The organism is Anabaena lutea FACHB-196 (assembly GCF_014698305.1).
Taxonomy (GTDB): domain Bacteria; phylum Cyanobacteriota; class Cyanobacteriia; order Cyanobacteriales; family Nostocaceae; genus Anabaena; species Anabaena lutea.
On the sequence record NZ_JACJST010000001.1, the window covers coordinates 468,045 to 493,287 of the forward strand.

At 40.8% G+C, this 25,243-nt stretch carries 20 protein-coding genes; 8 read left to right on the forward strand and 12 right to left on the reverse strand.

Annotated features, from left to right (window positions below):
- Positions 1-134 precede the first annotated feature (134 nt).
- The 3 genes from H6G59_RS01965 to H6G59_RS01975 all read right to left on the reverse strand — a co-directional run bounded on the left by H6G59_RS01965 (position 135) and on the right by H6G59_RS01975 (position 5,778).
- Positions 135-2,951: a glycoside hydrolase family 10-like protein gene (locus H6G59_RS01965; protein WP_190711485.1), complete on the reverse strand. Its 2,817-nt coding sequence runs from the start codon at positions 2,949-2,951 to the stop codon at positions 135-137.
- 454 nt (positions 2,952-3,405) lie between these two features.
- Positions 3,406-4,731 carry a TIGR03279 family radical SAM protein gene (locus tag H6G59_RS01970; protein WP_190711486.1) on the reverse strand — a complete coding sequence of 442 codons (1,326 nt, stop codon included), beginning with the start codon at positions 4,729-4,731 and terminating at the stop codon, positions 3,406-3,408.
- A gap of 111 nt (positions 4,732-4,842) precedes the next feature.
- On the reverse strand, positions 4,843-5,778 hold the full coding sequence (locus tag H6G59_RS01975) for an undecaprenyl-diphosphate phosphatase (RefSeq protein WP_190711487.1): 936 nt from the start codon (positions 5,776-5,778) through the stop codon (positions 4,843-4,845).
- A 198-nt stretch (positions 5,779-5,976) separates the two neighbouring features.
- Between H6G59_RS01975 and H6G59_RS01980 the strand changes: the two genes are divergently transcribed.
- The 3 genes from H6G59_RS01980 to nadB all read left to right on the forward strand — a co-directional run bounded on the left by H6G59_RS01980 (position 5,977) and on the right by nadB (position 9,372).
- Complete coding sequence (locus H6G59_RS01980; protein ID WP_190711488.1) at positions 5,977-6,756, forward strand: DUF3120 domain-containing protein; 780 nt, start codon at positions 5,977-5,979, stop codon at positions 6,754-6,756.
- A 324-nt stretch (positions 6,757-7,080) separates the two neighbouring features.
- Positions 7,081-7,509, forward strand: coding sequence for a photosystem II complex extrinsic protein PsbU (psbU, locus tag H6G59_RS01985; protein WP_190711489.1), 429 nt, complete (start codon positions 7,081-7,083; stop codon positions 7,507-7,509).
- 174 nt (positions 7,510-7,683) lie between these two features.
- Complete coding sequence (gene nadB, locus H6G59_RS01990) at positions 7,684-9,372, forward strand: L-aspartate oxidase (RefSeq protein ID WP_190711490.1); 1,689 nt, start codon at positions 7,684-7,686, stop codon at positions 9,370-9,372.
- 183 nt (positions 9,373-9,555) lie between these two features.
- On the opposite strand, the gene H6G59_RS01995 is transcribed toward nadB, so the two are convergent.
- Both H6G59_RS01995 and btpA read right to left on the reverse strand, forming a co-directional pair.
- Positions 9,556-10,548 carry a vitamin K epoxide reductase family protein gene (locus H6G59_RS01995; protein WP_190711491.1) on the reverse strand — a complete coding sequence of 331 codons (993 nt, stop codon included), beginning with the start codon at positions 10,546-10,548 and terminating at the stop codon, positions 9,556-9,558.
- A gap of 107 nt (positions 10,549-10,655) precedes the next feature.
- Positions 10,656-11,504 carry a photosystem I biogenesis protein BtpA gene (gene btpA / locus H6G59_RS02000; protein ID WP_190711492.1) on the reverse strand — a complete coding sequence of 283 codons (849 nt, stop codon included), beginning with the start codon at positions 11,502-11,504 and terminating at the stop codon, positions 10,656-10,658.
- 1,002 nt (positions 11,505-12,506) lie between these two features.
- On the opposite strand from btpA, the gene rimO reads away from it, so the two are divergent.
- Positions 12,507-13,829, forward strand: a complete 1,323-nt coding sequence (gene rimO, locus H6G59_RS02005; RefSeq protein ID WP_190711493.1) for a 30S ribosomal protein S12 methylthiotransferase RimO — start codon at positions 12,507-12,509, stop codon at positions 13,827-13,829.
- A 112-nt stretch (positions 13,830-13,941) separates the two neighbouring features.
- Positions 13,942-15,492, forward strand: a complete 1,551-nt coding sequence (locus tag H6G59_RS02010; protein ID WP_190711494.1) for a DEAD/DEAH box helicase — start codon at positions 13,942-13,944, stop codon at positions 15,490-15,492.
- Positions 15,493-15,599: 107 nt separating this feature from the next.
- On the opposite strand, the gene H6G59_RS02015 is transcribed toward H6G59_RS02010, so the two are convergent.
- On the reverse strand, positions 15,600-16,535 hold the full coding sequence (locus H6G59_RS02015) for an aldo/keto reductase (protein WP_190711495.1): 936 nt from the start codon (positions 16,533-16,535) through the stop codon (positions 15,600-15,602).
- Between the two features lie 351 nt (positions 16,536-16,886).
- Here H6G59_RS02015 and H6G59_RS02020 point away from each other — a divergent pair, with 351 nt between their 5' ends.
- The 3 genes from H6G59_RS02020 (at position 16,887) to H6G59_RS02030 (ending at position 20,186) form a co-directional block, all read left to right on the forward strand.
- Positions 16,887-18,320 (forward strand): BCD family MFS transporter, encoded by a 1,434-nt coding sequence (locus H6G59_RS02020; protein ID WP_190711496.1) that lies wholly within the window; start codon positions 16,887-16,889, stop codon positions 18,318-18,320.
- 77 nt (positions 18,321-18,397) lie between these two features.
- On the forward strand, positions 18,398-19,204 hold the full coding sequence (locus tag H6G59_RS02025; protein ID WP_190711497.1) for an inositol monophosphatase family protein: 807 nt from the start codon (positions 18,398-18,400) through the stop codon (positions 19,202-19,204).
- A gap of 28 nt (positions 19,205-19,232) precedes the next feature.
- A complete protein-coding gene (locus tag H6G59_RS02030) occupies positions 19,233-20,186 on the forward strand; it encodes an MDR/zinc-dependent alcohol dehydrogenase-like family protein (RefSeq protein ID WP_190711498.1) in 954 nt (317 codons plus the stop codon).
- A gap of 16 nt (positions 20,187-20,202) precedes the next feature.
- Here H6G59_RS02030 and H6G59_RS02035 read toward each other — a convergent pair whose 3' ends face one another.
- The 6 genes from H6G59_RS02035 to H6G59_RS27555 all read right to left on the reverse strand — a co-directional run bounded on the left by H6G59_RS02035 (position 20,203) and on the right by H6G59_RS27555 (position 25,134).
- The gene (locus tag H6G59_RS02035) at positions 20,203-20,757 is read right to left on the reverse strand and encodes a protoglobin domain-containing protein (RefSeq protein WP_190711499.1); all 555 of its coding nucleotides are present in this window, start codon (positions 20,755-20,757) and stop codon (positions 20,203-20,205) included.
- A gap of 312 nt (positions 20,758-21,069) precedes the next feature.
- Positions 21,070-21,567, reverse strand: coding sequence for a GUN4 domain-containing protein (locus tag H6G59_RS02040; protein WP_190711500.1), 498 nt, complete (start codon positions 21,565-21,567; stop codon positions 21,070-21,072).
- A 112-nt stretch (positions 21,568-21,679) separates the two neighbouring features.
- Positions 21,680-21,949, reverse strand: a complete 270-nt coding sequence (locus tag H6G59_RS02045) for a hypothetical protein (protein WP_190711501.1) — start codon at positions 21,947-21,949, stop codon at positions 21,680-21,682.
- Positions 21,950-22,310: 361 nt separating this feature from the next.
- A complete protein-coding gene (locus H6G59_RS02050; protein WP_190711502.1) occupies positions 22,311-23,489 on the reverse strand; it encodes an acyltransferase family protein in 1,179 nt (392 codons plus the stop codon).
- 182 nt (positions 23,490-23,671) lie between these two features.
- A complete protein-coding gene (locus tag H6G59_RS02055; RefSeq protein ID WP_190711503.1) occupies positions 23,672-24,382 on the reverse strand; it encodes an acyltransferase in 711 nt (236 codons plus the stop codon).
- A gap of 620 nt (positions 24,383-25,002) precedes the next feature.
- The gene (locus tag H6G59_RS27555; RefSeq protein WP_277924614.1) at positions 25,003-25,134 is read right to left on the reverse strand and encodes a hypothetical protein; all 132 of its coding nucleotides are present in this window, start codon (positions 25,132-25,134) and stop codon (positions 25,003-25,005) included.
- Positions 25,135-25,243 lie beyond the last annotated feature (109 nt).

Consider the following 25,243-nt stretch of genomic DNA (forward strand, 5'->3'; position numbering starts at 1 on the left):
TTAGTTAGATATAGGAAGAATATTTGATTTTTGAAAAAATACCTAAACTTCGGAACGCAGGGACGCGGGAAAAATTAAGAATTGCCTGTTTACGAATTACGTTGGCGGTAGCCTGCCGTAGGCATTATTACAAATTACGAATTATTTATTACTCTCCTCTCACCGTAACGTAAAAGTCTTTCAATAGTTACCAGTCGATTTTCCCAGGCTTTAACTTGATAGGGATTTTCTTTCATTTCCACACTCATCCACATCCTAAATTCAAACTTAAAGCGATTCAGAGCATTTCTGGCTTTGATTAAATTACTGGCAGTAGGTACAGCCGCAAGTTGATTTAAATAATTTTGTAATTCCTGAGACTGGTTATTAAAAGCAGAAATTTTATTTGCAGGTATTGTTAATTGATTATTTTCTCTTACAAATTGCCATTCTTTTTGTAGAGCCGCATAGCGAAAAGCCGCAGTGCGAAATGGCTGACGCTGAGGAATAGGTTCATTTTTGAATCTTTGTATCTTACCTTGAGTATTACTAAATAGTTTATCAAACTCGGTATTAAAATTCTCCACAGCAAAGAGTGCATAACCACTAACAGGTAAATCCCTGAGCAGTTGGAGTTGATCAAATGCTCCGACTGTAGACAAGGAAAGTAAGCGAACTCCTGGAACTAATAAAGTAGAACCTAACTGAGTAGAGTTAATCCAAGGTTGTGCCAGTCTTTGGAAACGAGGAGTATCCAAAGCATAAGTCATCGGCACAATTAAATCTATATCACCCCGTCTTGCCCAAACTTCCCAATGTTGTTGAATTTTTTGAACTCGTTCATATTCTGGTAACGGAAATACAGCCACAGATAAAATTAAATTGGCTCGCTTTTGTTTTAACATCTGCGAAACTTCAGACACAAAACTATCAACTTTCTCAGTGCGGAAAGCTGTCCACTTTTGCCACAAATCCCGCTGACTAGGAGTAATATTTAGAGGATCTACACCTGTTTGTTGCTGAAACTGCTCTCTAGAAGCTTTACCATAACCGTAAGTTCTACCTGCCAATGGGTCTTGAAAAGGATAACGAATATAATCGAGGTGTATGCCATCTACCTGATAGCGAGTAATAATTTCCGCGTACAGCTTTAATAAATACTGCCGGACTTCGGGATTTGCTGGATCTAAAAAAGGCTTTGTTTGACCTACGGGAATTATGTTCCCACTTTGATCATAATTTGCCCAACTAGGATTAGCGGCTAACACGGAGCCTGGATAATCAGGGCTGACGTTGATAATCTCATTATGGCGGCGATTACCAGCTGCAAAAGTCCAAACCCAAGCGTGTAACTCCATCCCCCGTTCATGGGCTAACTTTACAGCTACTTCTAGAGGGTCCCAATCTTTAATTAAGGGGTTTTGTTGTGGCGCAACCTGACTGGGATAAATTGTATAACTAGCATTAACAGTTTCAAAAAATACAGTGTTAATTCCGGCTTGGGACAGCCGATCAAAAATCTTCGCTAGTCCTGCTTCATTCCCAGCATTAACAATTGTCCCTCGATCTAACCATACTGAGCGGATTTCTGGTTGAGCTATGCGCTGATTGAGAGGAAATTGCTGCCATAAAGTTGTCTTTGTGTTTAACCACTGCTGACGCGCCAAGGCATAGTTCTTTTGGGCAATTAACACTGGTATATTTTTTGCAACCTCTCTGGCTTGGACTAAGGTTTGCTCTAAACTGAGGTCTTTTCTCTCTGGTTGGGTAGATGCGGATTTTTCGCTTTCGACTTTCAAGGATTGGGTGTTGCTGACACTACTAGCACCATGAACTGAAGCTGCTAAATGGGCGCTTTCGACTCGACCAATCAAATTTTCTAATTCTTGTTGGAGAGCTAATGCATCTTTACTATCAATCGGTCGATTAGAATCGGGTGTGACATCTAAACGCACTGCTTCTTGCAGTTGTTCAATGGCCTCTGGGAAATTTTGGGGTTTGACTTTGGGGACAGGTTTGGGTGCTGTGCTTGTCAGTCTTGGTTTTTGAGGTTTCACCCGTGCGGGAGTGGTTTTTTTGGCAGAAATTACCCGTTTGGGCTGGTTTCGTGAATTGGCTAAATTAGGTTTTTTGGGAGGAATTATCTGTTTGGGTGGATTGGTGTTGCTCAATCGTGAGGTTTGAGTTCTTGGTGGATTTGCGGTAGTAGCAGGACAGTTTGGCGCATTTCCTGGGACTGTTGTGGTTGGCAATTTTAGATAACGATTTAGTGCTGCTTTTAACCAAAAAGTATCTAAATCTGCGGTTGAAGCTGTATCTGTTCCTAAGCGCCAGCCTAAAAAAGTGGATTGCTCGGTTGTTAGTACTGCGGCCGCATGATCTGGGGAATTCCAAACAGCAGCTATTTGAGTATGAAGATGATCAGGAATCATCACAGCACCGACAACTTTACCAAAGAGTTCTTTGCTGGTTGCCCATTCCTGGGGATTAGTTTTTGCTGGTTGTAACTCTTGAGCCGCATTCAAGCTAAATCCCCAATAACCTCCTAGCAGAGTTCGCAACAAATGGCGCACTCCCGGTGTTGATAAACTAGCTACGGGACCACTAGCAATTAAGCGTCCACCCCGATTCATCCATTCTTTGAGTGCGATCGCTTGTACTGTCGTTAATGTCTCTATATTTGCCAACAACAACACCTGTGGCTTTCCTAAATCCGCCACATTGTTCACACTACCCAAGGGTATTACACAATATCTTACTCCTACAGTCTCTAAGCGTTTGGTAATCCCTATCCATTGATTGGCATTATCTTGGCTTTTGACTACGCTCAATACAGCTGCTTCTGTCACCGCTTTTGCCGGCAACATCCCCCCCAAATTCCCAGTTAAAAAATTAAAATTTAAAAAAAATAAGCTTGCTATTGTAATTTTTTGTCTGATATTATTCCTAACTTTTTTTTCGTGATTTTTCACGAGTTATTCCTCACAAATTAGTAGATACAGCACTTCTCGATGTTATGAGGTACAAAACCCCACCCGCAACCCCCTCCCCGCAAGCGATGAGGGGGCTATGATGTACCTCATATGATTGGAAACCGCTGTAAATACAGAGAGCTAAATGGTGAGAATAGATAATAACTTATTTAGGCAATCCCAAAAAATAAATTATCCCATTTTATGAGGATTGGTAGTTTGTAGGGTATGTATAGCCCTGCATGGCTACGCTAGAGCGACAGCCTAATACCGTTGATACAAATGGACAGACGCGGAGAGAGGGTGACACGGGGACGCGGAGAAGTCGGGACGGGGAGAGAGGGTGACGCGGGGACGCGGGGAAAATTAAGAATTACCTGTTCCCTGTTCCCTGTTCCCTGTTTACGAATTACGTATCCCTAGCGGGACCGTAGGTACTATTACGAATTACGAATTAATCAATACAGGTATTGATTAAATCCTCAACTCCTGCAACTGGGAATATTTCTGTATTCAGTTGACGAGCTACTTCCTCCACAGTCATATCATCTAAAAAAAGCAATTCCCCATGTTTGAGCATGACACTAGGTAATAAAATTCCCTCTCCTAAATCTTGCCCTTTTAAGTGAAAGAGTAAATCATGTCCCGTGATTAATCCCGTCACACTGATATTTTGTCCCCAATAATCGCTATATAAAGCACGCATATTTACCTCTAACCCTTCCACAGCATTTAACTGTTTAACTATCGGTTGAAATGCTTTTTCAACAGCGTTACCTACAACCCAAGTCAGTTTTCTTTGGGGAGATACTTTTGGCGGTAATAATTCCTGAGCAGCATGGGTAAATTGCTTAACAAATAAGCGAATAGAACCAACACCATTATCAATTTGCGGATATTCCTCATATTCCGCTTCGCTTGGTAATTCTTCTCCAGCAATTAAAAACCATTCATCGGCTAACCAAGCTACACTGGAACCGAATTTTTGCCGAAATTCTTGAGAAAGCAATTTAACTTGAGAAATCACTTCCTGGGCTTTTTCCCGCGTCACTGGGGTCAGTTCATCTTCTTGGGGACGAAAACGAGTTAAACCAACAGGAACCACGGCTATTGATGCCACAGCAGGTATTTCCCCAGTATGAAAAGATGTTAAATCTCGTAATGTTTGTTCTAGATGTTTCCCATCATTTATTCCTGGACAAACTACTACTTGAGCATGAATTTGTAATCGTCTTTCTTGAAACCATTTAAGCTGTTGTAAAATTTGCCCCGCACGGTTATTTTTCAACAGTCTAATTCTCACTTCTGGTTCTGTCGCGTGAACAGAAACATATAAGGGAGATAACCGCATTTGTTCAATTCGTTGCCATTCTTTTTCTGGCAAATTTGTCAGAGTTAGATAAGAACCATACAAAAAGCTCAAACGATAATCGTCGTCTTTGAAATACAAGCTAGAACGTTTACCAGGTGGTTGTTGATCAATAAAGCAAAATGGACAACGATTATTACACTGAATTAAACCATCAAATAAAGCAGTTTCAAATTCTAGTCCCAAGTCGTCATCATAATCTTTTTCAATTTCAATATGATGAGTTTTTCCTGTCGCATCTAAAACTTCTAGTTCTAAAACTTCATCAGCGCATAAAAACTGATAATCAATTAAATCACGGGGAGGTGTCCCATTAATAGTAACAATCGCATCTCCTGCATCAAAGCCAATTTCGGCAGCAATTGATTCAGGAAGCACCTTGGTAATTTTGGCAGGATGAATAGTAGTCATTGGTCATTGGTCATTGGTCATTGGTCATTGGTCATTGGTCATTGGCCAGTTATCCGGTAATTCTGAATTTTATCCGTGTCCCTGCGTCTCTTAATTCGTAAGTGTAAGCATTCAACCTTGCCAACCGGCGGCAATTGCTAATAAGATAGCACTGCCGAAGGCTAATCTGTACCATACAAAGATCAAAGTGTTTTTGGTTTGTAAGTACCGAATCAAAAAGGCAATTGATAGGTAGGAAAAAATAAAGGTGGAAATAATCCCAACAATTAACAGTAAAACAATGTTATCTGGCAATTCTTGAGCTTGAAACTGCTTGAATATTTTCAGACTTTTGTACAGGGTAGCAATAGTCAGAGTTGGAAAACCTAACAAAAATGAAAACTTAGCGGCTGTATCACGTTCTAGTCCTAAAAATAAAGCAGTTGTCAATGTCGAACCAGAACGAGAAACGCCGGGAATCAAAGCTAGAGTTTGTCCTAATCCTACTAAAACACCATCCCGAATTTGTAATGAATCGAATCCTCGCTTGCGAGTGCCAATTTTTTCGGCTAAAGCTAGTAGAATTGCCATGATAACTGACATTATAGCAATAATTAATGCACTCTCAGGTAAAACATCTTTCAAAAGAAAGCCAATAATTAATGCAGGCATTGTCCCTACTGCAATACCGACAGTAATTTTCCATTCTTCCCGTTCCCAGTCTTTATCCTTTAGTGCATTAATTGCACCTTTAATAATACTAGAAATCAGCGACCAAAAATACAACAAAATTGCGATAACGCTGCCAAATTGAATTGCATCGACAAAATCTTTAGAACCTAGTTCTTTCCAACCAAACACTTTTGTCACAATCAGCAAATGTGCGGTGCTACTGATAGGCAAAAATTCAGTAATACCTTGGACAATTCCCAAAATAAATGCCTGAATTAATCCGGCAATGAGATTAACTCCACCAGTTGCGGCTTCGGCAGGTATTTCTACTTGTAAAAGCTGTCCCCCAATAGGGAATAGCCAGTTTATACCAGTTGCTACAAAAATTGTCGCCATTAAACACGCTCCTAAAATAAATGTATAACTTGAGAAAATTATCCAAGTTTACCTCCCCATAGTCAGTTATTCCGGGTAACATCCTATATGCAAAAATATCTAGTATAATTAAAATGCCCCTAGGGGGGATGTTAATTAGAGGATTTTGGGGTGTGATATCTTAAGATAAGTAAAGTTTAGTAACGTATATTAAAAACATTGATTAATAATACATTGTCATCTTACGCAGCTTCTAACTCCGCTATTGATAGTGAGTTGCATTCTTCGGAAACTAAGCATAGAGGTATCAAAGAAATAGAGTCGAGGCTGTCTTTGTCTGCCTCTCTCCCCAGTGTCATAACGTGGAGACAAAGTTGGCTAGTGTTTGCGGCAGCAGTGTTGTTAGTATCTGTACCAGTATTTGTAGAAGCGCCGTTAGTGCGATCGCTACCCACACTCAGTGTAACCATGACAGGATTTTGGATTTGGCTGAGTTTGACACTAATGTCACGTCCGCAAACCTATCTCTGGGGAGATTTACTCTTAGGATTTAGCTGGAGTTGGTTAACAGGAGCGATTTACTGGGGTTGGTTACGTTGGGAACCCCTATGGCACTTACCGATAGAATCCATTGGGCTACCCTTTGCGATCTGGTGTCTGTGGCGAAATTGGGGCAAAGTCGGTAACTGGTTTTATCTAGGTTCTTTATTCGGTACAGTTTTAACCGATATATACTTCTATCTTGTAGACTTGATGCCCTATTGGCGGCAAATTATGAGAACAGACGTAAATGGAGCTTCACAAATCTTAAAAAATGCCTTAGCACAAGTCCAAACCCCTTGGGGAGAAGCTTGGGCAATCATTCTGGCCTTAGCCCTATTAACAGTCGGGATCATCTCTTTAGGTCAAAAGGAAAGGCACTGGTACGCCTTTAGTGGCGCAGTTTTGAGTACAATTTTAGTAGATAGTCTGTTTTTGTTAGCGGCAGTAATTGCCTAAAATTATCAGCCAGTGAATGATCAGCCCTGAGAAAGGTGCAAGATTACCATTACAGATAAATTTTGGCAAAAGTAAAGTCGAACCCAAGAGCAGTAAATATTGTGGATATTAATAAGCTGTATATTAGTTTCTGATGACTGCTGTGTGTTGATTCAGCTAGCAGCTATCAACTAAAGGATGAAGTCAGAAGAACTAAGTACTTTATCAGCCCTAGAGTAATCACCAGGGTTGAAATCATACTTCTAACTTCTAACTTCCAGCCCGCATTTGAAAGCTTTTAGCTAAAAGTGTCGATTTCTGTTTAATGGAAAGAGGTAGAAAATCGTGAAAGGATTAGTACGTTTATTAACAGTGTTTAGTTTGTTGCTAGGTTGCTGGGGATTACTGGGAACTACTCAGATTGCCCAAGCAGCAAGTTTGGGCAATATAACCTTGCCGCAAGTACCAGTTTTGGCACTTGCACGCCAGAACCGGGCAGATGCCAAGCTAGGAACGGAATTTGGTAAAAAAATTGATTTGAATAATACCAACATTGCCGCTTTCCAACAGTATCCAGGACTGTATCCCACCCTGGCAAAGAAAATCATCAAGAATGCTCCTTACCAAAAAGTAGAGGATGTGTTGAATCTGCCAGGATTGAGCGATAGCCAAAAATCCAAACTGCAAGCCAATTTCGATAACTTTACCGTGACAGAATACGAGCCTAACTTCAACGAGGGAGACGATCGCATTAATAACGGTATCTATAGATAACTAAATGGGACTGGGGACTGGGAACTGGGGACTGGTGAGTCAGCGCGGTCTTGGGGGTTTCCCTCATGAGCGACTGACGAATCCCGAAGGGGGAACTGGGAAAAATTATTTAGATACTTTTTTCTATTACCATTACCCATTACCCACTACCCATTACCCATCACCCATTACCCAATGTCTCAGATCGATATTCCTAGCCAATTTGATGTTTTAGTAGTTGGCGCTGGTGCTGCTGGACTATACACAGCACTGTGTCTACCAGACTCCTTACGAGTCGGCTTGATTACTAAAGAAACAGTGACATTATCCGCCAGTGACTGGGCGCAAGGTGGCATTGCCGCAGCTGTTTCCCCAGAAGATTCACCAAAGCTGCACATTGAAGACACATTAAAGGCAGGAGCGGGTTTGTGCGATCCAAAAGCTGTAGAATTTCTGGCTAAACAAGCCCCTATCTGTATTCAATCCTTAATTCATTTGGGTGTAGCCTTCGACCGGCATGATCATAACTTGGCTTTCACTTTAGAAGCTGCCCATTCTCGTCCCCGTGTTCTCCACGCCGCAGATACCACGGGTAGGGAAGTAACCACAACTCTTACAAACCAAGTATTGCGCCGTCAGAATATACAAGTTATCCAGCAAGCTTTAGCTTTAAATTTATGGATAGAACCAGAAACAGGTCGCTGTCAAGGCATCAGCCTGTTTTATCAAGGTAAAGTTACATGGATCAGGGCTGGTGCTGTAGTTTTAGCAACAGGTGGCGGTGGTCAAGTATTTGCCCAAACGACTAACCCAGCTGTAAGTACAGGGGATGGTGTAGCGATCGCTTGGCGGGCTGGGGCTATCCTCCGTGATTTAGAATTTGTCCAATTTCATCCCACCGCTCTCACCAAACCAGGACGCTTTCTCATCAGTGAAGCTGTACGTGGTGAAGGGGCGCACCTTGTTGATAATGAAGGGCGACGTTTTGCTTTTGACTACCATCCAGCAGGTGAACTTGCACCGCGAGATGTGGTCAGCAGAGCCATTTTCAGCCATTTGCAACGGACATCCGCCGATTTGGCTACTGCCCATGTTTGGCTAGATATGCGCCCCATCCCCGCTGACAAAATTCGTCATCGCTTTCCCAATATTATTCAAGTTTGTCAGCATTCGGGTATTGATGTCTTCAATGAATTGGTTCCCGTCGCCCCCGCTGCTCATTATTGGATGGGTGGTATTTCCACAGATTTGCAGAATCGCACCAATATTCCTGGTTTGTACGCTGTGGGAGAAACTGCTAGTACAGGAGTGCATGGAGCTAATCGCCTAGCCAGTAATTCTCTGTTGGAATGTATCGTATTTGGGGCGCAGATGGCTGATTTAGATGATGAAGTCTTAAAAAAGGATGAACTGCAAAAATCAGAATTCCTCTCCCATTCTTCAACCTTGGTCTTATCTGAAGATGAGTGGCACAATCAACAAGCTCAACTAAAAGCTCTACGAGAAAAACTACCCCGTCTCGTCTGGCAAAATGCTGGTATTTGTCGGCAAGAATTAGGCTTAGAAAGTGCGATCGCTACAATTGAATCTTGGCAACAGGATTTTGCTAATTTACCTTTGAGTCAATTCTTGCAAAGTTTGCGTCCCACAGAACCCGCTAGTTTCAACTTACCTGATATTGAACAGCAGTTGCGACTTTGGGCAGAAACCCGCAATTTATTAGATGTAGCTTACTTAATTCTCAAAAGTGCTGCTTTTAGAACTGAAAGCAGAGGCGGACACTACCGTTTAGATTATCCTCAAACTGACCCAGATTGGCAAGTCCACACGATTGTCCAACATCATCACTGGAGTAAATCTCATAAACTTCCACCAGCTGATTGATTAACTTATACTCAAAACGGTTGAGACATGGACTTTTGTAAAATCACGAAAAACTTAGATTTGTAAGGGTTTAGCACTGCTAAACCCCTACCCGCAGAATCAAATAATTAAGCCGTGTTGAGTATAGCTGGCAGAAGTTTCTTGTTTTCTATTCCCTATTAAGAGTTCCCTGTTGTAAGAACTTTACCTAAAAAACTTGAAGTTCTGAGAACCTGTGTAACCAGTAATCTTCGCTAGTTCTGACAAGTTCTGCACGCCGCTATAGGTTTTACCATTGATGATCCAAGTGGGGAAGCTTTCAATTTTGGCGGCTTGACACAATTCTGGTTTAGCTTTGGGGCTGTCAGCAGCGCACTCGACCTTAACGTTATTATCGCTAATGATTTTGTAAGCTTCTTTCCCAAAGAGGAGCTTCTGTTCGTGGCAATGAGGACACCAGTAAGCGACGTATTCCTTAGCGCCAACTTTGACAAGATGCTCTGCTAAGGCTATTTCTGCTTCACCAGATGTGGTGGTAATTTCCCAACCAAATTCTGGTTTAGGCTCTACTTTGGGAATAAAAGTAATTTGCCCAGGTTTTCCAGGAGTTGCGTCGAGATTTCCATCTGGGGGATCGACCCCAGCATAAATCCCTAAAGTGCCAATCAGTGTTACCATTCCCACAATCAAGGCAGTAAAGAATATTTGCCCGATATCTTCCCAATCACGACCGATAATTGTCAGTACTAACATACTCAGGGAAAACAAAGCCGAGCCGATACAGTAAGGACAAAAAGCTTTGATTTGGGATGCCAGTATGTACATTAAGTAGGCGCTGAACACTGACATAGCGATCGCTCCCACCAACAGCAACCACCAAGTCAGATTTTCCAGTTGTTTGCTGTTTTTGTGATTTTCCTCTGAGTTTAATGCCAAAGGAGCCACAGCAAATATCAACATACTGATGTATGCCAACAACCCAAACAAAGCTAATGGCTGACCAAAAACCGTTGCCCAAGGGCTAGAAAGAACATCATTACAGCCCTTAACACCAGCTTGTGCCACACAAGCGGTACTGCCGCCTGTTAGCTTTTCAAAGGTGAGATAGCCTGTGATTAAGGCACCACATCCCGCGATCGCTGCAATGAATAGCCGCGACTTTTTATGAATCCAAGGAGTAGAACGACGGCGAATCATAAGTATTTAGTCAGGAGTCAGGAGTCAGGAGTCAGGAGGCAGGAGCAGGGGAAGCAGAGAAGAAAATATTCACTCGGTACTCAGTACTCGGTACTCGGTACTCGGTACTAAGAATGTAATTTCACTGAAGGAATGGATTTACTTTCACCTTTAGAGTTCCAACTGCGATGAGCAGCTTCCACAAATTGACTGACGCGAATTGGGTCAATGGGTTGCTCAATTTTTCCGTGACGTTTGAGAGAACTGGAAACAATTACACCATTTGCTGCCTGCATTAAGGTATCAATATTTTCCCAATTAGCTCCACTGCCAATAAATACTGGTGTCCCAGCCGCAGCCCCACAAGCCAATTCTAAATCTTCTAAGTTAGGAGGACTACCAGTTGCCCAACCAGATAAAATTACGGCATCGGCCAATCCTCTTTCTATTGTGTCTTTCACCGCTACTGTCAGATTAGGAGAACTTAAAGGACGGGCGTGTTTAACCAAAACATCAGCAAATATTTTTACATCAGACCCTAGTTCTCGCCGATAGCGGAGTAATTGATGGGCTTCTCCCTCAATTAATCCTTGGTCAGTAGCCATTACACCTGTGAGAACGTTGACCCGGATAAATTGGGCTTTGACACAACTAGCGATCGCCATGGCACTTTTGCCATCATTCCGCAGAACATTTAAACCTATAGGCAAAGTCACTAAATTCTGTATGCGTTGTACCACTACAGTCATGGCACTCACAACTGCTGGATCAACTTGGTTTTTGGTAAACGGTGCGTCGAAAAAATTTTCTACAATAATGCCGTCTACCCCTCCACTGGCCAGGGCTGTTGCTTCTTGTTCTGCGCGGTCAATCACCGCTTTCAGGCTACCTCCCCAACGGGCTGAGGTAGGCAGGGGTAGCAGGTGAACTACGCCAATGATTGGGGTTTGAGTTTTGAATAACTGATATAAGTCCACGTCTTTAACTTGCTAAGGCATTGTCCAGAGTTGAGAATTTTTTGACTAAAGACAAGAATAATTTGGTACATAGCATTAATTTACGTATAATATATTTTATTAGTTTACTATACGTATAGTAATACATTTTGACGCACCTTTTCCTTTTCCAGACTTCTACAAGAAGTCTATTAAATTTTAACCCCTTGTCATTGGGATGCTTGTAGCTTGCATATTTTATAACTTTAGGCTTCACTTAAGTAGTTCGCCGTAAATATTTGTCCTTGGAATCAGGTAGGGGGCTGCTCTTGCAGGAGAAAAATCAGGTTTTAGCCTAGTTCATATTTCTTTATTTAATTTGGTTTTTCTGGGGCTAATCTACTTAACTCTTTACTTTTCATTTAAAAGCTTCTATCATCAGCTTCTTAAATTTTTTAGGCGCAAGCCATACTGTGAGGCTAATTTGAATTTTTAACTCTATTGCCTCCTTCTGAAGGTGGAAATTGTCGTTCAACCTCCCATAAGATATGTTAAGATAGAACCTGGCTACAAGAGGAGTTTGCCACTCACAAGACGCAAGGCAGCTTCCCGTGGTTTAGGCATCTTGTCCGCGCATCGTCGTAGATCAAGCCTGAAGTATAGGGTAGCATTACTGCTTGATAGGCGTAGTCGCAATTGCGATTTCCCTGAGGGTAGCGACTTCTCAAAACCAGCCCTTTGGGCGGCTTCCCGACGGGTAAATTAACAACGCACACGCTCCGGTAGTTTAAAATACCACTAGGCGAATCGTTAAACAATATTACGAGTGTTATAAGTAAATAAAGACACTTGAATTTATCCTGGGAAACAGATTAATAAAAATATCATAGCATGACCTCTATATTCATAAATTAGGGTCATACGCCCACAGACAACCAATAGCAGTGGAAATCTGTCACTGCTGTGTCCTTATACAGGTGCGGGAAAAAAAGCGCCTACATATTGTTTGAGTAATGAGAAAAAAAACAGAGATTTTTTCAAAATATGGGTGATAAGCCAACAATTGCTATTTCTCACCTGGGCTGCGAGAAAAATAGAATTGATACAGAACATATGTTAGGACTGCTTGTAGAAGCAGGCTACGGTGTAGATACAAATGAAGAATTAGCTGATTATGTAATCGTCAATACCTGTAGTTTTATTGAAGCCGCCAGAGAAGAATCGGTCAAAACTTTAGTCGAACTGGCAGAAGCGAATAAAAAAGTCGTTATTACTGGTTGCATGGCGCAACACTTTCAAGAACAATTATTGGAAGAGTTGCCAGAAGCAGTAGCCGTGGTTGGCACAGGCGATTATCACAAAATTGTCAATGTCATAGAGCGGGTAGAACAAGGGGAAAGAGTTAAACTAATTAGCGCCGAACCAACCTACATAGCCGATGAAACGACACCGCGCTACCGGACAACAACAGAAGGAGTAGCTTACCTGCGAGTTGCCGAAGGATGCGATTATCGTTGTGCATTTTGTATTATTCCTTATCTCAGAGGGAACCAGCGATCGCGTACTATTGAATCTATAGTCGCCGAAGCCAAGCAATTGGCCAGTCAAGGGGTAAAAGAAATTATTCTGATTTCCCAAATCACTACAAATTATGGTTTGGATATTTACGGAAAGCCAAAGTTAGCGGAACTACTCCGCGCTTTAGGGAAAGTAGATGTACCTTGGATCAGAATGCACTATGCCTATCCCACGGGACTCACCCCAGATGTGATAGCGGCGATTCAAGAAACACCCAATGTTCTGCCTTACTTAGATTTGCCCTTGCAACATTCTCATCCAGAGATTCTCCGCGCCATGAACCGTCCCTGGCAAGGACGGGTAAATGATGGAATTATTGATCGCATCAAAACAGCGTTACCATCGTCAGTGCTGCGAACAACCTTTATCGTTGGCTTTCCTGGAGAGACTCAAGAGCATTTTGAGCATTTGCTAGAGTTCACAGAACGACACGAATTTGATCATGTGGGTGTCTTCACCTTTTCACCAGAAGAGGAAACCCCAGCCTACAGTCTACCCAATCAAGTTCCTTCAGAAGTGATGGTAGAGCGCCGTGACCGAATCATGGCACTCCAGCAACCGATTTCTCTCAAGAAAAATCAGCAGGAAGTAGGCAAAACTGTCGATGTCCTGATTGAGCAAGAAAACCCCGAAAGTGGAGAATTAATCGGCCGTTCCGGTAGATTTTCCCCAGAAGTCGATGGTCAAGTCTATATTAAAGGCGAGTCTAGGCTAGGAACCATCGTGCCAGTACAAATCCAAAGTGCCGATGCCTACGACCTATATGGTCAAATTGTCAATAGTAATTAGTCATTGGTCATTGGTCATTGGTCATTGGTCATATCGCTATGCCCCATGTACCAATTTACAAATAAGTATCGGCTTACAAGTCCAAAACTCACAATAAAATCTAGGAGAATTAATGAATCTTTCCTTTCAAGAACTAGGCATTTCCCAAGAACGTGTTGACAAACTAGAAAAAATTGGTTTTACCGAACCTACTAACATTCAAGCCCAAGCAATTCCTCAACTGTTAGCGGGTCGTGATGTCGTCGGTCAATCTCAAACAGGAACCGGCAAAACAGCAGCCTTTTCGCTGCCGATTTTAGAACAGCTAGATGTTAGCAAAAGAGCCGTACAAGCTTTGGTGTTAACTCCTACTCGTGAATTAGCAATGCAAGTTCACGATGCCATTTCCCAATTTATGGGTGATGATGGATTGCGGGTGTTGGCAATTTACGGTGGTCAATCAATTGACCGCCAAATGATGCAACTCAAACGTGGAGTTCACATGGTTGTCGGTACTCCTGGACGGGTAATCGACTTGTTAGACAGAGGCTGTTTAAAGCTCGACCAAGTGAAGTGGTTTGTCTTGGATGAAGCCGATGAAATGTTAAGCATGGGCTTTATTGATGATGTCATCAAAATCCTTTCCCAAGCTCCTAAAGAACGGCAAACAGCTTTATTCTCGGCGACTATGCCGCCATCGATTCGTCAATTGGTCAACAAGTTTTTGAACTCTCCGGCCACTGTTACCGTTGAGCAACCAAAAGCAGCACCCAATAAAATCAATCAAGTAGCTTACTTGATTCCCCGTCACTGGACAAAAGCCAAAGCTTTACAGCCAATTCTGGAAATGGAAGATCCAGAAACAGCGTTAATCTTTGTTCGCACCAGACGCACAGCCGCTGAACTGACAAATCAATTACAAGCTGCTGGTCACAGTGTTGATGAATATCATGGTGACTTGTCCCAACAAGCACGGGAAAGATTGTTGATCCGCTTCCGCAATCGTCAAGTCCGCTGGGTAGTAGCTACTGACATTGCTGCACGGGGATTAGATGTAGATTTGCTTTCTCACGTGATTAACTTTGATTTACCCGATAGCGTCGAAACCTACGTTCACCGCATTGGTCGGACTGGTCGTGCAGGTAAAGAAGGAACAGCAATTTCCTTGGTACAATCCTTTGAACGGCGCAAGCAACAAGCATTTGAACGTCATAACCGCCAACAGTGGCAAGTGCTGACGATTCCCACAAGAGCGCAAATTGAAGCCAGACACATTAAGAAATTGCAAGAACAGGTAGCAGACGCTTTAACAGGTGAACGCCTAGCTTCATTTTTACCAATCATCAGTGAATTGATTGAAAAATATGATGCTCAAGCGATCGCAGCAGCTGCTTTACAAATTGCTTACGATCAAACCCGTCCCGCTTGGCTGCAAACAGAGGTGGATCTTCCCGTAGAGGAAGGCCCAGCCCCCAAACCCAAGCTCAACAAGCGTCGTGATGGTGGTGATTCCTCAGAGCGCAATTCTGGAGGCAATCGCAACCGTTCATCTTGGTCTAAATCAGACAACAACGGTGATGAAGACAGACGTGGCAGTGTGAAGCCCAAATTACGCACAGGCCGCCGTGAATCTTCACCTACCCCTAACAATCACAAGTTAGGCTCACCCACAGGCAGAGAATAGACCGATTAGTTCAATTTTGGATTTTGGATTTTAGATTTTGGATTAAAAATATAGGAATTGAAGATTTTTCCTCATCTAAAATCGCCAATCTAAAATCTAAAATTGTCTCAGGGGCGGGTAATTTTTTCTAGCTCGCCAAATTCATCATCAGTCATTTTCCAACCCAAAGCGCCAACATTCTGTTTTACCTGTTCGGCGTTTTTAACTCCAGCAATGGGAATAACGTTCCCCTGAGCAATTAACCAGTTAAGGGCTACTTGGGCGGGGGTGCAACCATATTTTTCACCAATTTTCCTTAATAAAGATAAAACTGGGGCAATTTTATTTAAACCAGCTTGACTAAATTGCGGGTCTATGCTTCTTGCACCTGTGGGCTTGTAGGCGGTGGTATATTTGCCTGTTAGCAGTCCTTGAGCTAAGGGACTGTAAGCTAAGATTGTTACACCTAACTCACGGGCAGTTGGTAAAATACCGTTAGTTTCGATTTGTCGTGTTAGCAAAGAATAACGGACTTGGTTAACGGCTAAGGGTACACCCCTTGCGGCTAAGATTTTATGTGCTTCTTGCATTTGTGATGCAGAATAATTACTGACACCTACTGCACCGATTCTGCCCCGCGCCACTTCATCTGCGAGGGTATTCATCAGAGTTTCTTGACTTAAAAAGAAAGCAAAAGGCCAATGAACTTGGTATAATTCTATTCTCTCAACTTGGAGACGTTGGAGACTGGCGGTTAAAGCCTCAGATACAGATTTACCATCCCAACGCCAAGGTAAAGGTCCAAACTTCGTCGCAATTTGTACCTGTTGGGTGGTTTGTTTCATGAACTTTCCTAAAAACTGTTCTGAAAGTCCTAAACCGTAAACTTCCGCTGTATCAAAGAAAGTCACACCAGCATCTAAGGCTGCGGTAAAAGCTGCTTGCAACTGTTCTTCCCCGTAACCATCGCCATAATTCCAAAATAGTTTATCACCCCAAGCCCATGTTCCTATGCACAGGGGAGGAACAGCTAGACCATTTTTTCCTAATGTGATGCTTTCCATTTTGCTAAAATTATATTTACATTTCTTTACTTTCTTAGTCTACCGAAAATTAAGGGGTTAGAGCCTCTGGAGCGAGACGCTACGCGAACGCCCTTCTAGGGCGACTTTGTTCTAAAAATCGTAATACAATCAAATTTCCAGAATAATTGTAGCTTGCTTCCCGTTCGCAAAGCGTGCCGTAGGCATAGGGTACGCAGATAAACGCAGATAAACGCAGATAAAGGCGGATAAATTCATGGATTTTATGATTCTGTACAGCCTCACATAAAATTGGTATTGGCTTCAAGATGTTCTAGCTGAAGATTTTGATTAGAAGGGATAATATCTGGTAAACGATAGAAAAAAGTAGCTATGGCAATTGGTGATACTTATAATAACCAAAATCAATCTCTAGCTCTCCCAAAGGTCAACATTTTGACCATGTTCCGGCTAGGATTGTTTCAAATGGGGTTGAGTATGATGTCTATCTTGACTCTGGGGGTACTTAACCGAGTCATGATTCAGGAAATCGCAATTCCGGCTACATTGGTGGCTTTGGTGTTAGCATTACCTTCATTTGTGGCACCAACGCGGATTTTGTTTGGGCAAATGTCCGATTCTAAACCGTTGTTAGGTTATCATCGCACAGCTTATGTGTGGGTGGGAGCGGGAATATTTGCGATCGCTGCTTTTTTAGCGGTACAAGTAATGTGGCAGTTAAATGCCGCTAGTATTGGTGATAGGTGGACATGGACTACCCAAACAATCGGTTGGACAGCAGTTCTAGGTTTAGTTTTCGCAGTTTATGGACTGGCCATTTGTGCTAGTGGTACAGCATTTGCAGCTTTATTAGTTGATATCTCCGAAGAAGACAACCGTTCCCAAGTTGTCGGTATTGTTTGGTCAATGTTAATGGTAGGGATTATAGTTGGGGCAGTTATCAGTTCTAGCTTATTAAAGCAATTAACCACAGACGCACCTATAGAAACTTTACAAGCGGCAATAAATAGATTATTTCTGATTGTTCCCGGAATAGTTTTTTGTTTAGCAATTGTCGCAACTGTGGGAGTAGAAAAAAAATATTCCCGTTTTTTCAACCGTTCTACTCCAGGAAACCGAGAAGATAGTATTACTTTAAGTGGTGCGTGGAAAATCTTAACAGCTAGTCCGCAAACAGGCTTGTTTTTCACATTTTTATTAGTGATGACTATCAGCTTGTTTATGCAAGATCCCATTTTAGAACCTTATGCAGGGCAAGTCTTTAAAATGCCCTTAGCGGAAAGTACCAAACTTAATGTTTTTTACGGCACAGGCATCTTGATTTCCTATGGTATCACAGGTTTTTTCATTGTCCCTCGTTTGGGTAAACGCAGAACTATAAAACTAGGTTGTATTTTAGTAGCATTTGCCGCTTTATTACTGGGGTTTTCAGGATTTTCTGCAAATCCATCTGTCCTGAAATCAACTTTAGTTTTATTTGGTTTAGCTACCGGTTTTGTCACCACCGCAGCAGTTAGTTTAATGCTAGATTTAACAATTGCCGAAGCCGCAGGTACGTTTATAGGTGCTTGGGGACTAGCTCAGTCTATATCAAGAGGAATTGCTACTGTAATTGGTGGTACTGTCTTAGATGTGGGGCGCAGATTGTTACCAGATAGCTTAGTATTAGCTTATGGTTTGGTATTTGCCTTAGAAGCTACGGGAATGTTGGTATCAATTTTGTTTTTGAATCGTGTCAATGTGACAGAATTTAAAACCAACACCAAACAAGCTTTAGCTTCTGTTCTTGAAAGTGATTTAGATTAATTCATAATTCGTAATTCGTAATTACTAACTGTTCCCTGTTCCCTGTTCCCTGTTCCCTGTTCCCTAACTAATAACAAATGAACGATTTTTGGAATACGATTTTAGACTTTGCAGAAACCACTACTATCAGAGTGGGAAAACAATTAATGCAGGATTTTGGACAAGTTCAAGCTTCGCAAAAAGCTGATGGTAGCTTGGTAACAAAATCAGATAAATGGGCAGATCAAGAAATTAGAGATGCCATTGTTTCTACTTTTTCAGGTTATGGCATTTTGAGCGAAGAAAGTGATCAAACTTTTCCTGATACAGAATGGTGTTGGGTAATCGATCCTTTGGATGGTACAACCAACTTTACCAGGGGAATTCCTATTTGGTCGATTTCTTTGGGTTTACTTTATCGAGGAGCGCCCATTTTTGGCTATGTTTACGCGCCTCCATTAAATCAAGCCTTTCACGGATTTTGGGCGGGTTCATCAGGCTTAACAACGCCAACGGGAGCATTTTTAAATAATCGTCCCATACATACAAGTAGTGATACTCCGAGCAAAAACCACTTTTTTAACCTTTGTTCTCGCAGTACGGGAATAATTCAACCGGGTTTTCCCTGTAAAATTCGGATGTTAGGAGTTGCTAGTTATAACTTTCTCACCGTCGCGACTGGTGCGGTTTTGGGAGGAATTGAAGCGACACCCAAGGTTTGGGATATCGCAGGTGCTTGGGTAATTGTTCAAGCTGCTGGAGGTACGTGGGTATCTCTCAATTCTGAGCCTTTTCCATTATCGCCGGGAATAGATTATAGCGATCGCTCTTTTCCGACAATGGTTGTTAGTAATTCAGATTTAGTGACCGTATTTACACCGTTTCTAGAAAGTGTAAAATTTTGACAGCTAACAACTGACAACTAACAAAATTATGAAAGGACTTTGGCTAGAAAATAACCAATTACAATTACGCACCGATATTCCTATTCCTGAACCACCACCGGGAGAGGCTTTAGTGCGGGTTTTACGGGCGGGAATTTGTAATACTGACTTAGAATTAATTAAAGGTTATTATCCCTATACTGGTATTATCGGCCATGAGTTTGTTGGTGTGGTGGAAGCAGGTGCAGATAATTTAATTAATCAAAGAGTAGTCGGTGAAATAAACGCCGCTTGTGGTTATTGTCGCTTTTGTCGTCGAGGACAACCAACTCATTGTGAAAATCGCACAGTTTTAGGTATTTTTAACCGCAATGGTGCTTTTGCTGAATACCTTTGTTTACCGATTGAAAATTTGCATCCAGTCCCAGAAAATGTTTCCACAGACGCAGCAACTTTCACCGAACCTATAGCTGCTGCTTTGGAAATTCAAGAACAAGTAAAATTATCGAAAGATGACCGAGTTTTAGTAGTCGGAGATGGAAAATTAGGACAGTTAATAGCGCAAACTTTAGCGTTAACTGGTTGCGAATTATTAGTAGTGGGAAGACACAAAGATAAATTAGCTAATTTAGCAGCGAGAGGAATTAAAACTGGTTTAGTTGATACTGTCACCGATATATATTTTGATATCTCTGTTGATTGTACAGGAAATCCCGAAGGATTTTCTACTGCTCGTCGGGCTTTACGTCCTAGAGGTACGCTAGTTTTAAAAAGTACCTATGCTGGTAATCTTAGCCTAGATGCTTCCTCATTAGTGGTAGACGAAATCACCCTGATAGGTTCTCGTTGTGGACCCTTTACTCCAGCATTGGAGTTATTAGCTACAAAACAAGTGAATGTAGAAAAACTAATTGATGCTCATTATGCCCTAAGTGAAGGTTTAGCTGCTTTTGAAAAAGCGCAAACTAAAGGAGTTTTAAAAGTGTTATTAGAGATGAATTAGCAAATCATGGAAAATCTTACATTGATTCTGCACCATGCGTAACTAGACGTTTAAACAAAGTTGCTGACCAACCAGTTTCTTTAAGAACCGCATTGGTAGAAACTTCTATATAAGATTGTTCAATAAATGCCAAATCAATCATGCAAATTTTGCTCAAAGCATTTTTTAATTCCTCTGATTTTCCTTCTGTTTTGAGTTTTTTACCGACTTCATTAACTACGGTAGCCATCGCTGGAATTATATGCTGGGGCTGGATTCCCACCTTGACATGAACAATGCCAATTTGCCAACGACGTTGAGAATAGCCAGCACCCCAATCATCAATTCCTGTAAACATTTCATGAAACCAGTGAACGAATGTTTCACGTAAGCGATGAATTCTTCCTTCGGTTTGATTTAAAATGGCATTCATTTCTTCATCACGTCCTAAATACGCATAGAAATGATCTGCCATTTCTGCGGCAATTTCTAGTCCCCAATCTGCATTTGATTTCAGAATATCTTTATCTTCCTTGGTAAAATCAAATCTGTTTACCAAGGTATTCATGAAAACGAGAGGATCTATAGCCATAATTAGTTCTTTTTCCTTTGTCAGTTAAAAGTTACGCGCACCTAATTGGGTGCTATACAAACAGATGTGCTTTTGATCAGCTACTACTGTCTGGTGTTAATTTAACCGACAAAGTTGAGGAACTTGTGAGATTTGCAACAATTGGACGATCTTGCAAAATTAACTTCCTACGTGGAGAGAGGGGACAGGGAACAGGGAACAGGGAACAGGAAAAGAATATGTGTAATTTATTCTGCCTAATTACTTATTTGTGGTATTTCTGAGGAGAATCAACTACTGGTTTTGTAATTCTGTCAATCCTGATTCTGATCTTTATATCTGACATTCTGCAAGTCTAGACGTGAGAGAAGATACCCCCTTCATAGCAAAAAAAAGCCTCCAAACTTCGTATTCCATCCACAAAACTTCGACAGGGAGGTGTCCTTTTGGTGCTGTTATGTCAAAAGTAATATCAGCGTAGTATAACCAATTTCCCTCTTTCTTCCATCCTACCTTTTCCCCGAAGCCTTCCATTATTGTTAAGTGATAATCCATGATTCTACCCCTTCCACCCAAACCTTCATAAATCTTTTTCTGAACTGAAAACCCAAACCTTTCATTGCTATATTTTAGCCACAAATTGTCAATAGTACGGAGGTCTTCACAAGGGAAATTATCAATAATTCCAGTATCTAACCAACCATCTTCTTCTCGTTTTCCGACACACAACATTACCCGTTTTGTTTCTTGATCTGCTTCTTTCCATTTCCCTGCTATGAGTAAGTCACGCAGTATACTGTAGTCCATTCCTACTACTGATTTTAATTGCATCCTGTAAATCCTGATTCTGTCTAATAATGCCTTGATGGTACAAGCTCCCGGATTTGTCTATGGGGGAAATCCAAAATCTAAAATCTAAAATCGAATGATCGGAAAATAATCATTAATTTGAGTGATAATCTTTACAATTAATTGCTTCTTCTGTGTTGGCAATATATGGATTTACAGTACATTTAAGACGATAATTATTGGTAAAAAACTGGCAATTATGACAGGGTATTTGGTGCATCTTTTTAGCAGTTTTCACAGTGTCTTTTGTCGCTGTCCATAAATTCACAAACACCAAAATAATCATTGTCCAAGCGATGACAAAGCAAACCGGAATCAAGAATGGTTGTAGCCCATGAATGAGTAAAGATATAAGATTTAACACGGTCTTTACTAGTACAAGTGAGGAGTTAGAAACTAATATAACTCCTAACTCCTCATTGATCACTTCTAGCTAAAGATATATTAATAGGACTTACGCACTGTACAAATCAATCGTGATATGCGTTCACTAAAATACCTTATTTCCGGCTGCAATTAATTCTATTTTTGCCGATAAATCAACCGTGGGGTAGGGGTAAAGCGCAGTGCTAAACCCTTACGATAAATGTGTTTTTCACGTCTACACATATTTGATGTTTTTTGTCAATGCGTAAGTTCTAATTAAGTTAAATTTCAACATTCCCAGTATCAATACAAGTGGGATATTAGCTTGATATTAGACATCATCATGTCTAAGGTTTTTGTCAATTTACCGCATCTTTCACTTTTCGCTTCTTTAAGAAACTAGACATAAATGGCCGCTCAAAGAATAAGTAAAACCAATAAGCGATAATCAGTGACATTACCGTACCTAGTAAATAAGATCCTGCTGCAAACATATCTGGGGAAATTGGCAGGTAAAACAGGAAGTAACGTACCAACACCAAGACTGGACCGTGAATTAGATATAGACTATAGGAAAATGTACCAAGTGCGATCGCTAAAGGATGTTGTAATACCCGTAGCACTAAGGATGGCTGTTTTCCCTCAACTATCGAGTTGGTTATGGAAATAAATAAACAAGCGAATGCCAGCCCAGCAAAACTTTGATTAATCCATATATGCAATCCTAGTCGTCGCCATTCGGTTATAAAAGCAATACAAGTAAAAATAATAGCCAACCAACCCCAAGGTAAAGAATTTCTGATAGCTACTAGCTTGGGTTTTTGAGAAAATCCAATATCTGCTGCTGCCATTCCTAAACAGAATACACCTAAAAGCCAAGGATTAGCTGATTCAAATAATCCATTGAACACAAATACAGGTGTTAAACCAATTAAAAAGGCAATAATGACAACTACCAATAATCCAAACCGTCGCCATATAGGTAGCAACAATAGCGGAAACAAAAAGTATATCTGCCATTCTGTAGCTACAGTCCACATAGGTGGGTTAATGGTCAGATATGAGCTACCGTCGAGATTATGAATGATTAGCAAATGAAGCAAGAAATCAACAAAAGAGAATTTAGGTGAAAATGAGCCGAGACCTGCTACTTCATTCCATTGAAAACTAGTAAATTTCTCGAAAATAAAGACAACTGCTGCTAACAGCAGACAGATAAATAAAACCATGTAGTAAGGAGGTAGAATTCGCCGCGCCCGCCTCTTAATATAATTTATGAAACTTCCTGATAGTTGACCATTTTCAGAACGTGCTACTGGCAGCATCAAAACATAACCAGAAAGAACAATAAAACTGATGACGCTAAAAGCTCCATATTTCATAGCTCTAACAAAAAATGACCAAGATTCAGGCAATTGATCCCCCATTGCTGGTTCAACATGAACAAGTACAACATATAGAGATGCTAATCCCCTAAGTCCATCCAAATAAGGTAAATGTAATCTTTTTTCAGGATATTTTTCTATGGTTTTATTCATTCAATTAATCTCCTATTATGTTTTTGTTGGTAGATACTTTCACCTCTGACTTACGCTATAATTTGGGTTGATGATGCTCAACTTTTCTCTTATATTTTGTTACTCAAAATTGGCATTAAACTAGTAAATATTCACCTGTATGCAGAGAAAATTACCCAGGCGAATCTTTTAAAAACCTAGCTTTAAGTTAACAAAGGTGAGTCTGTAAACTTGACAAGTTCTTTACCATCACGACTTTTAATTACTCGTGCAGGTATGCCCACAGCTACGGAGAATGGAGGAATATCTTTAGTAACAACAGCACTAGCACCAATTACACTACCTCTACCGATAGTGACACCATCTAATACTTTCACTCCATCTCCTAGCCAACAATCATCCTCAATCACGATTCCCTTCCGAGTACTACCTTGGGATTTAATTGGCTTCGTCGGATCTGTAAAGTTGTGATTATTGGCGTATATTGCAGTATGGGCTGCTATTAAACAGTCTTTGCCAATTTTAACGTCTCCAGGGCCAGCAATACAAACGCTAGGTCCAATAAAAGTATCTTGTCCAATATAAATACAAGTGTTATCTAACGCCCCTATGAGAACATTACGCTCAACAATAACTCCATCTTCTAGATGAATTATATTGTTTTCATGCCCTTTTCCATCTATACGAACACCTTTGAAAATATACACTCCATTACCAATTTCAATAGCATCAGTGCTAATAAATTCAACACCATCTTGAATATAAACTGAGCTACCTATGCGAGAAAAAATAGCGCGATATAGCAAGTTACGTAATTTTACACCCCCAAAAATTGTGGGAATGTCGCCTAAAAAAGTTGTAAAAAAAAGTTGTTTAAGCCGCTTCAATTTTGAAGAATGTTTCCAGTTATTCATGACTCTATTACTGCTAACTAAAGTGTGATGGCGATTTGCAGAATTGTAAAATGCCTAAGGCATCCTGTATTTGAGTCTTGCTGTGTACCATATATATTCCTGTATTTGCATTTTGATATTGCAGATCAATGGAAAAATAATATGGCTAATATGAAGTTTTTCAAACATTTGAAAAACCCAAAGCAAGTTTTTAAGGCTAGAAGCTATTAAATACAGGTATTATTTAATTGTTAGACATAGCTTATACAAGAAATGCTGTATTTATTGGCCAGCAAATTCTGCAATTACAGCAGTTTGCAACTCTCTGAGTTCTGCTGCATTATTTCCTATATGTACTGCTTGGAAATTAGAAAAAATACTTTCTTAAATTCGGAACTAATGAATACTGAGGCTTAATGCTTTACCGCAACATCAAATTCCTAACTATTGCTGCATATAAGTTAGCAATTTGACAAGCTATTATGATTCAGATATTCAGTTACCAAATATTAAAGTATTTATTTCAATTCAATTACATCTGTTTAAGCTATGCCAAAGTAGGCGTGACATTTTCTCACTACCATCAAGATGTAATTGTCGAATTAATCATGAAATTTCCAAGCAAGTACAAGCACGTAAAATTAGGGTGGAGTGTCTCCAACTTCCGCCATCACGTTGAAGTTAACCATCGGAGCAAACAAATAAATACTACCCCGATTACTATAACGGCTTCCTTGCAGCCTATTTTTAGAATCTGCCGCTGTTGTAATCATGATATGCCAATATGATTTACTTATGCACTCTTTGTATAGAACGCCTTGATAGTGACATAAATAATGTTCTTCTACCATCCTAAAAGAGACTTAGAAGATTAATGTAAAG

Coding starts and splice junctions, on each gene's coding strand:
- H6G59_RS01970 (WP_190711486.1), bottom strand. CDS start 4,731: ATGACTACTATTCATCCTGCCAAAATTACCAAGGTGCTTCCTGAATCA.
- H6G59_RS01975 (WP_190711487.1), bottom strand. CDS start 5,778: ATGGCGACAATTTTTGTAGCAACTGGTATAAACTGGCTATTCCCTATT.
- nadB (WP_190711490.1), top strand. CDS start 7,684: ATGTCTCAGATCGATATTCCTAGCCAATTTGATGTTTTAGTAGTTGGC.
- H6G59_RS01995 (WP_190711491.1), bottom strand. CDS start 10,548: ATGATTCGCCGTCGTTCTACTCCTTGGATTCATAAAAAGTCGCGGCTA.
- rimO (WP_190711493.1), top strand. CDS start 12,507: ATGGGTGATAAGCCAACAATTGCTATTTCTCACCTGGGCTGCGAGAAA.
- H6G59_RS02010 (WP_190711494.1), top strand. CDS start 13,942: ATGAATCTTTCCTTTCAAGAACTAGGCATTTCCCAAGAACGTGTTGAC.
- H6G59_RS02015 (WP_190711495.1), bottom strand. CDS start 16,535: ATGGAAAGCATCACATTAGGAAAAAATGGTCTAGCTGTTCCTCCCCTG.
- H6G59_RS02020 (WP_190711496.1), top strand. CDS start 16,887: ATGGCAATTGGTGATACTTATAATAACCAAAATCAATCTCTAGCTCTC.
- H6G59_RS02025 (WP_190711497.1), top strand. CDS start 18,398: ATGAACGATTTTTGGAATACGATTTTAGACTTTGCAGAAACCACTACT.
- H6G59_RS02030 (WP_190711498.1), top strand. CDS start 19,233: ATGAAAGGACTTTGGCTAGAAAATAACCAATTACAATTACGCACCGAT.
- H6G59_RS02035 (WP_190711499.1), bottom strand. CDS start 20,757: ATGGCTATAGATCCTCTCGTTTTCATGAATACCTTGGTAAACAGATTT.
- H6G59_RS02040 (WP_190711500.1), bottom strand. CDS start 21,567: ATGCAATTAAAATCAGTAGTAGGAATGGACTACAGTATACTGCGTGAC.
- H6G59_RS02050 (WP_190711502.1), bottom strand. CDS start 23,489: ATGAATAAAACCATAGAAAAATATCCTGAAAAAAGATTACATTTACCT.
- H6G59_RS02055 (WP_190711503.1), bottom strand. CDS start 24,382: ATGAATAACTGGAAACATTCTTCAAAATTGAAGCGGCTTAAACAACTT.
- H6G59_RS27555 (WP_277924614.1), bottom strand. CDS start 25,134: ATGATTACAACAGCGGCAGATTCTAAAAATAGGCTGCAAGGAAGCCGT.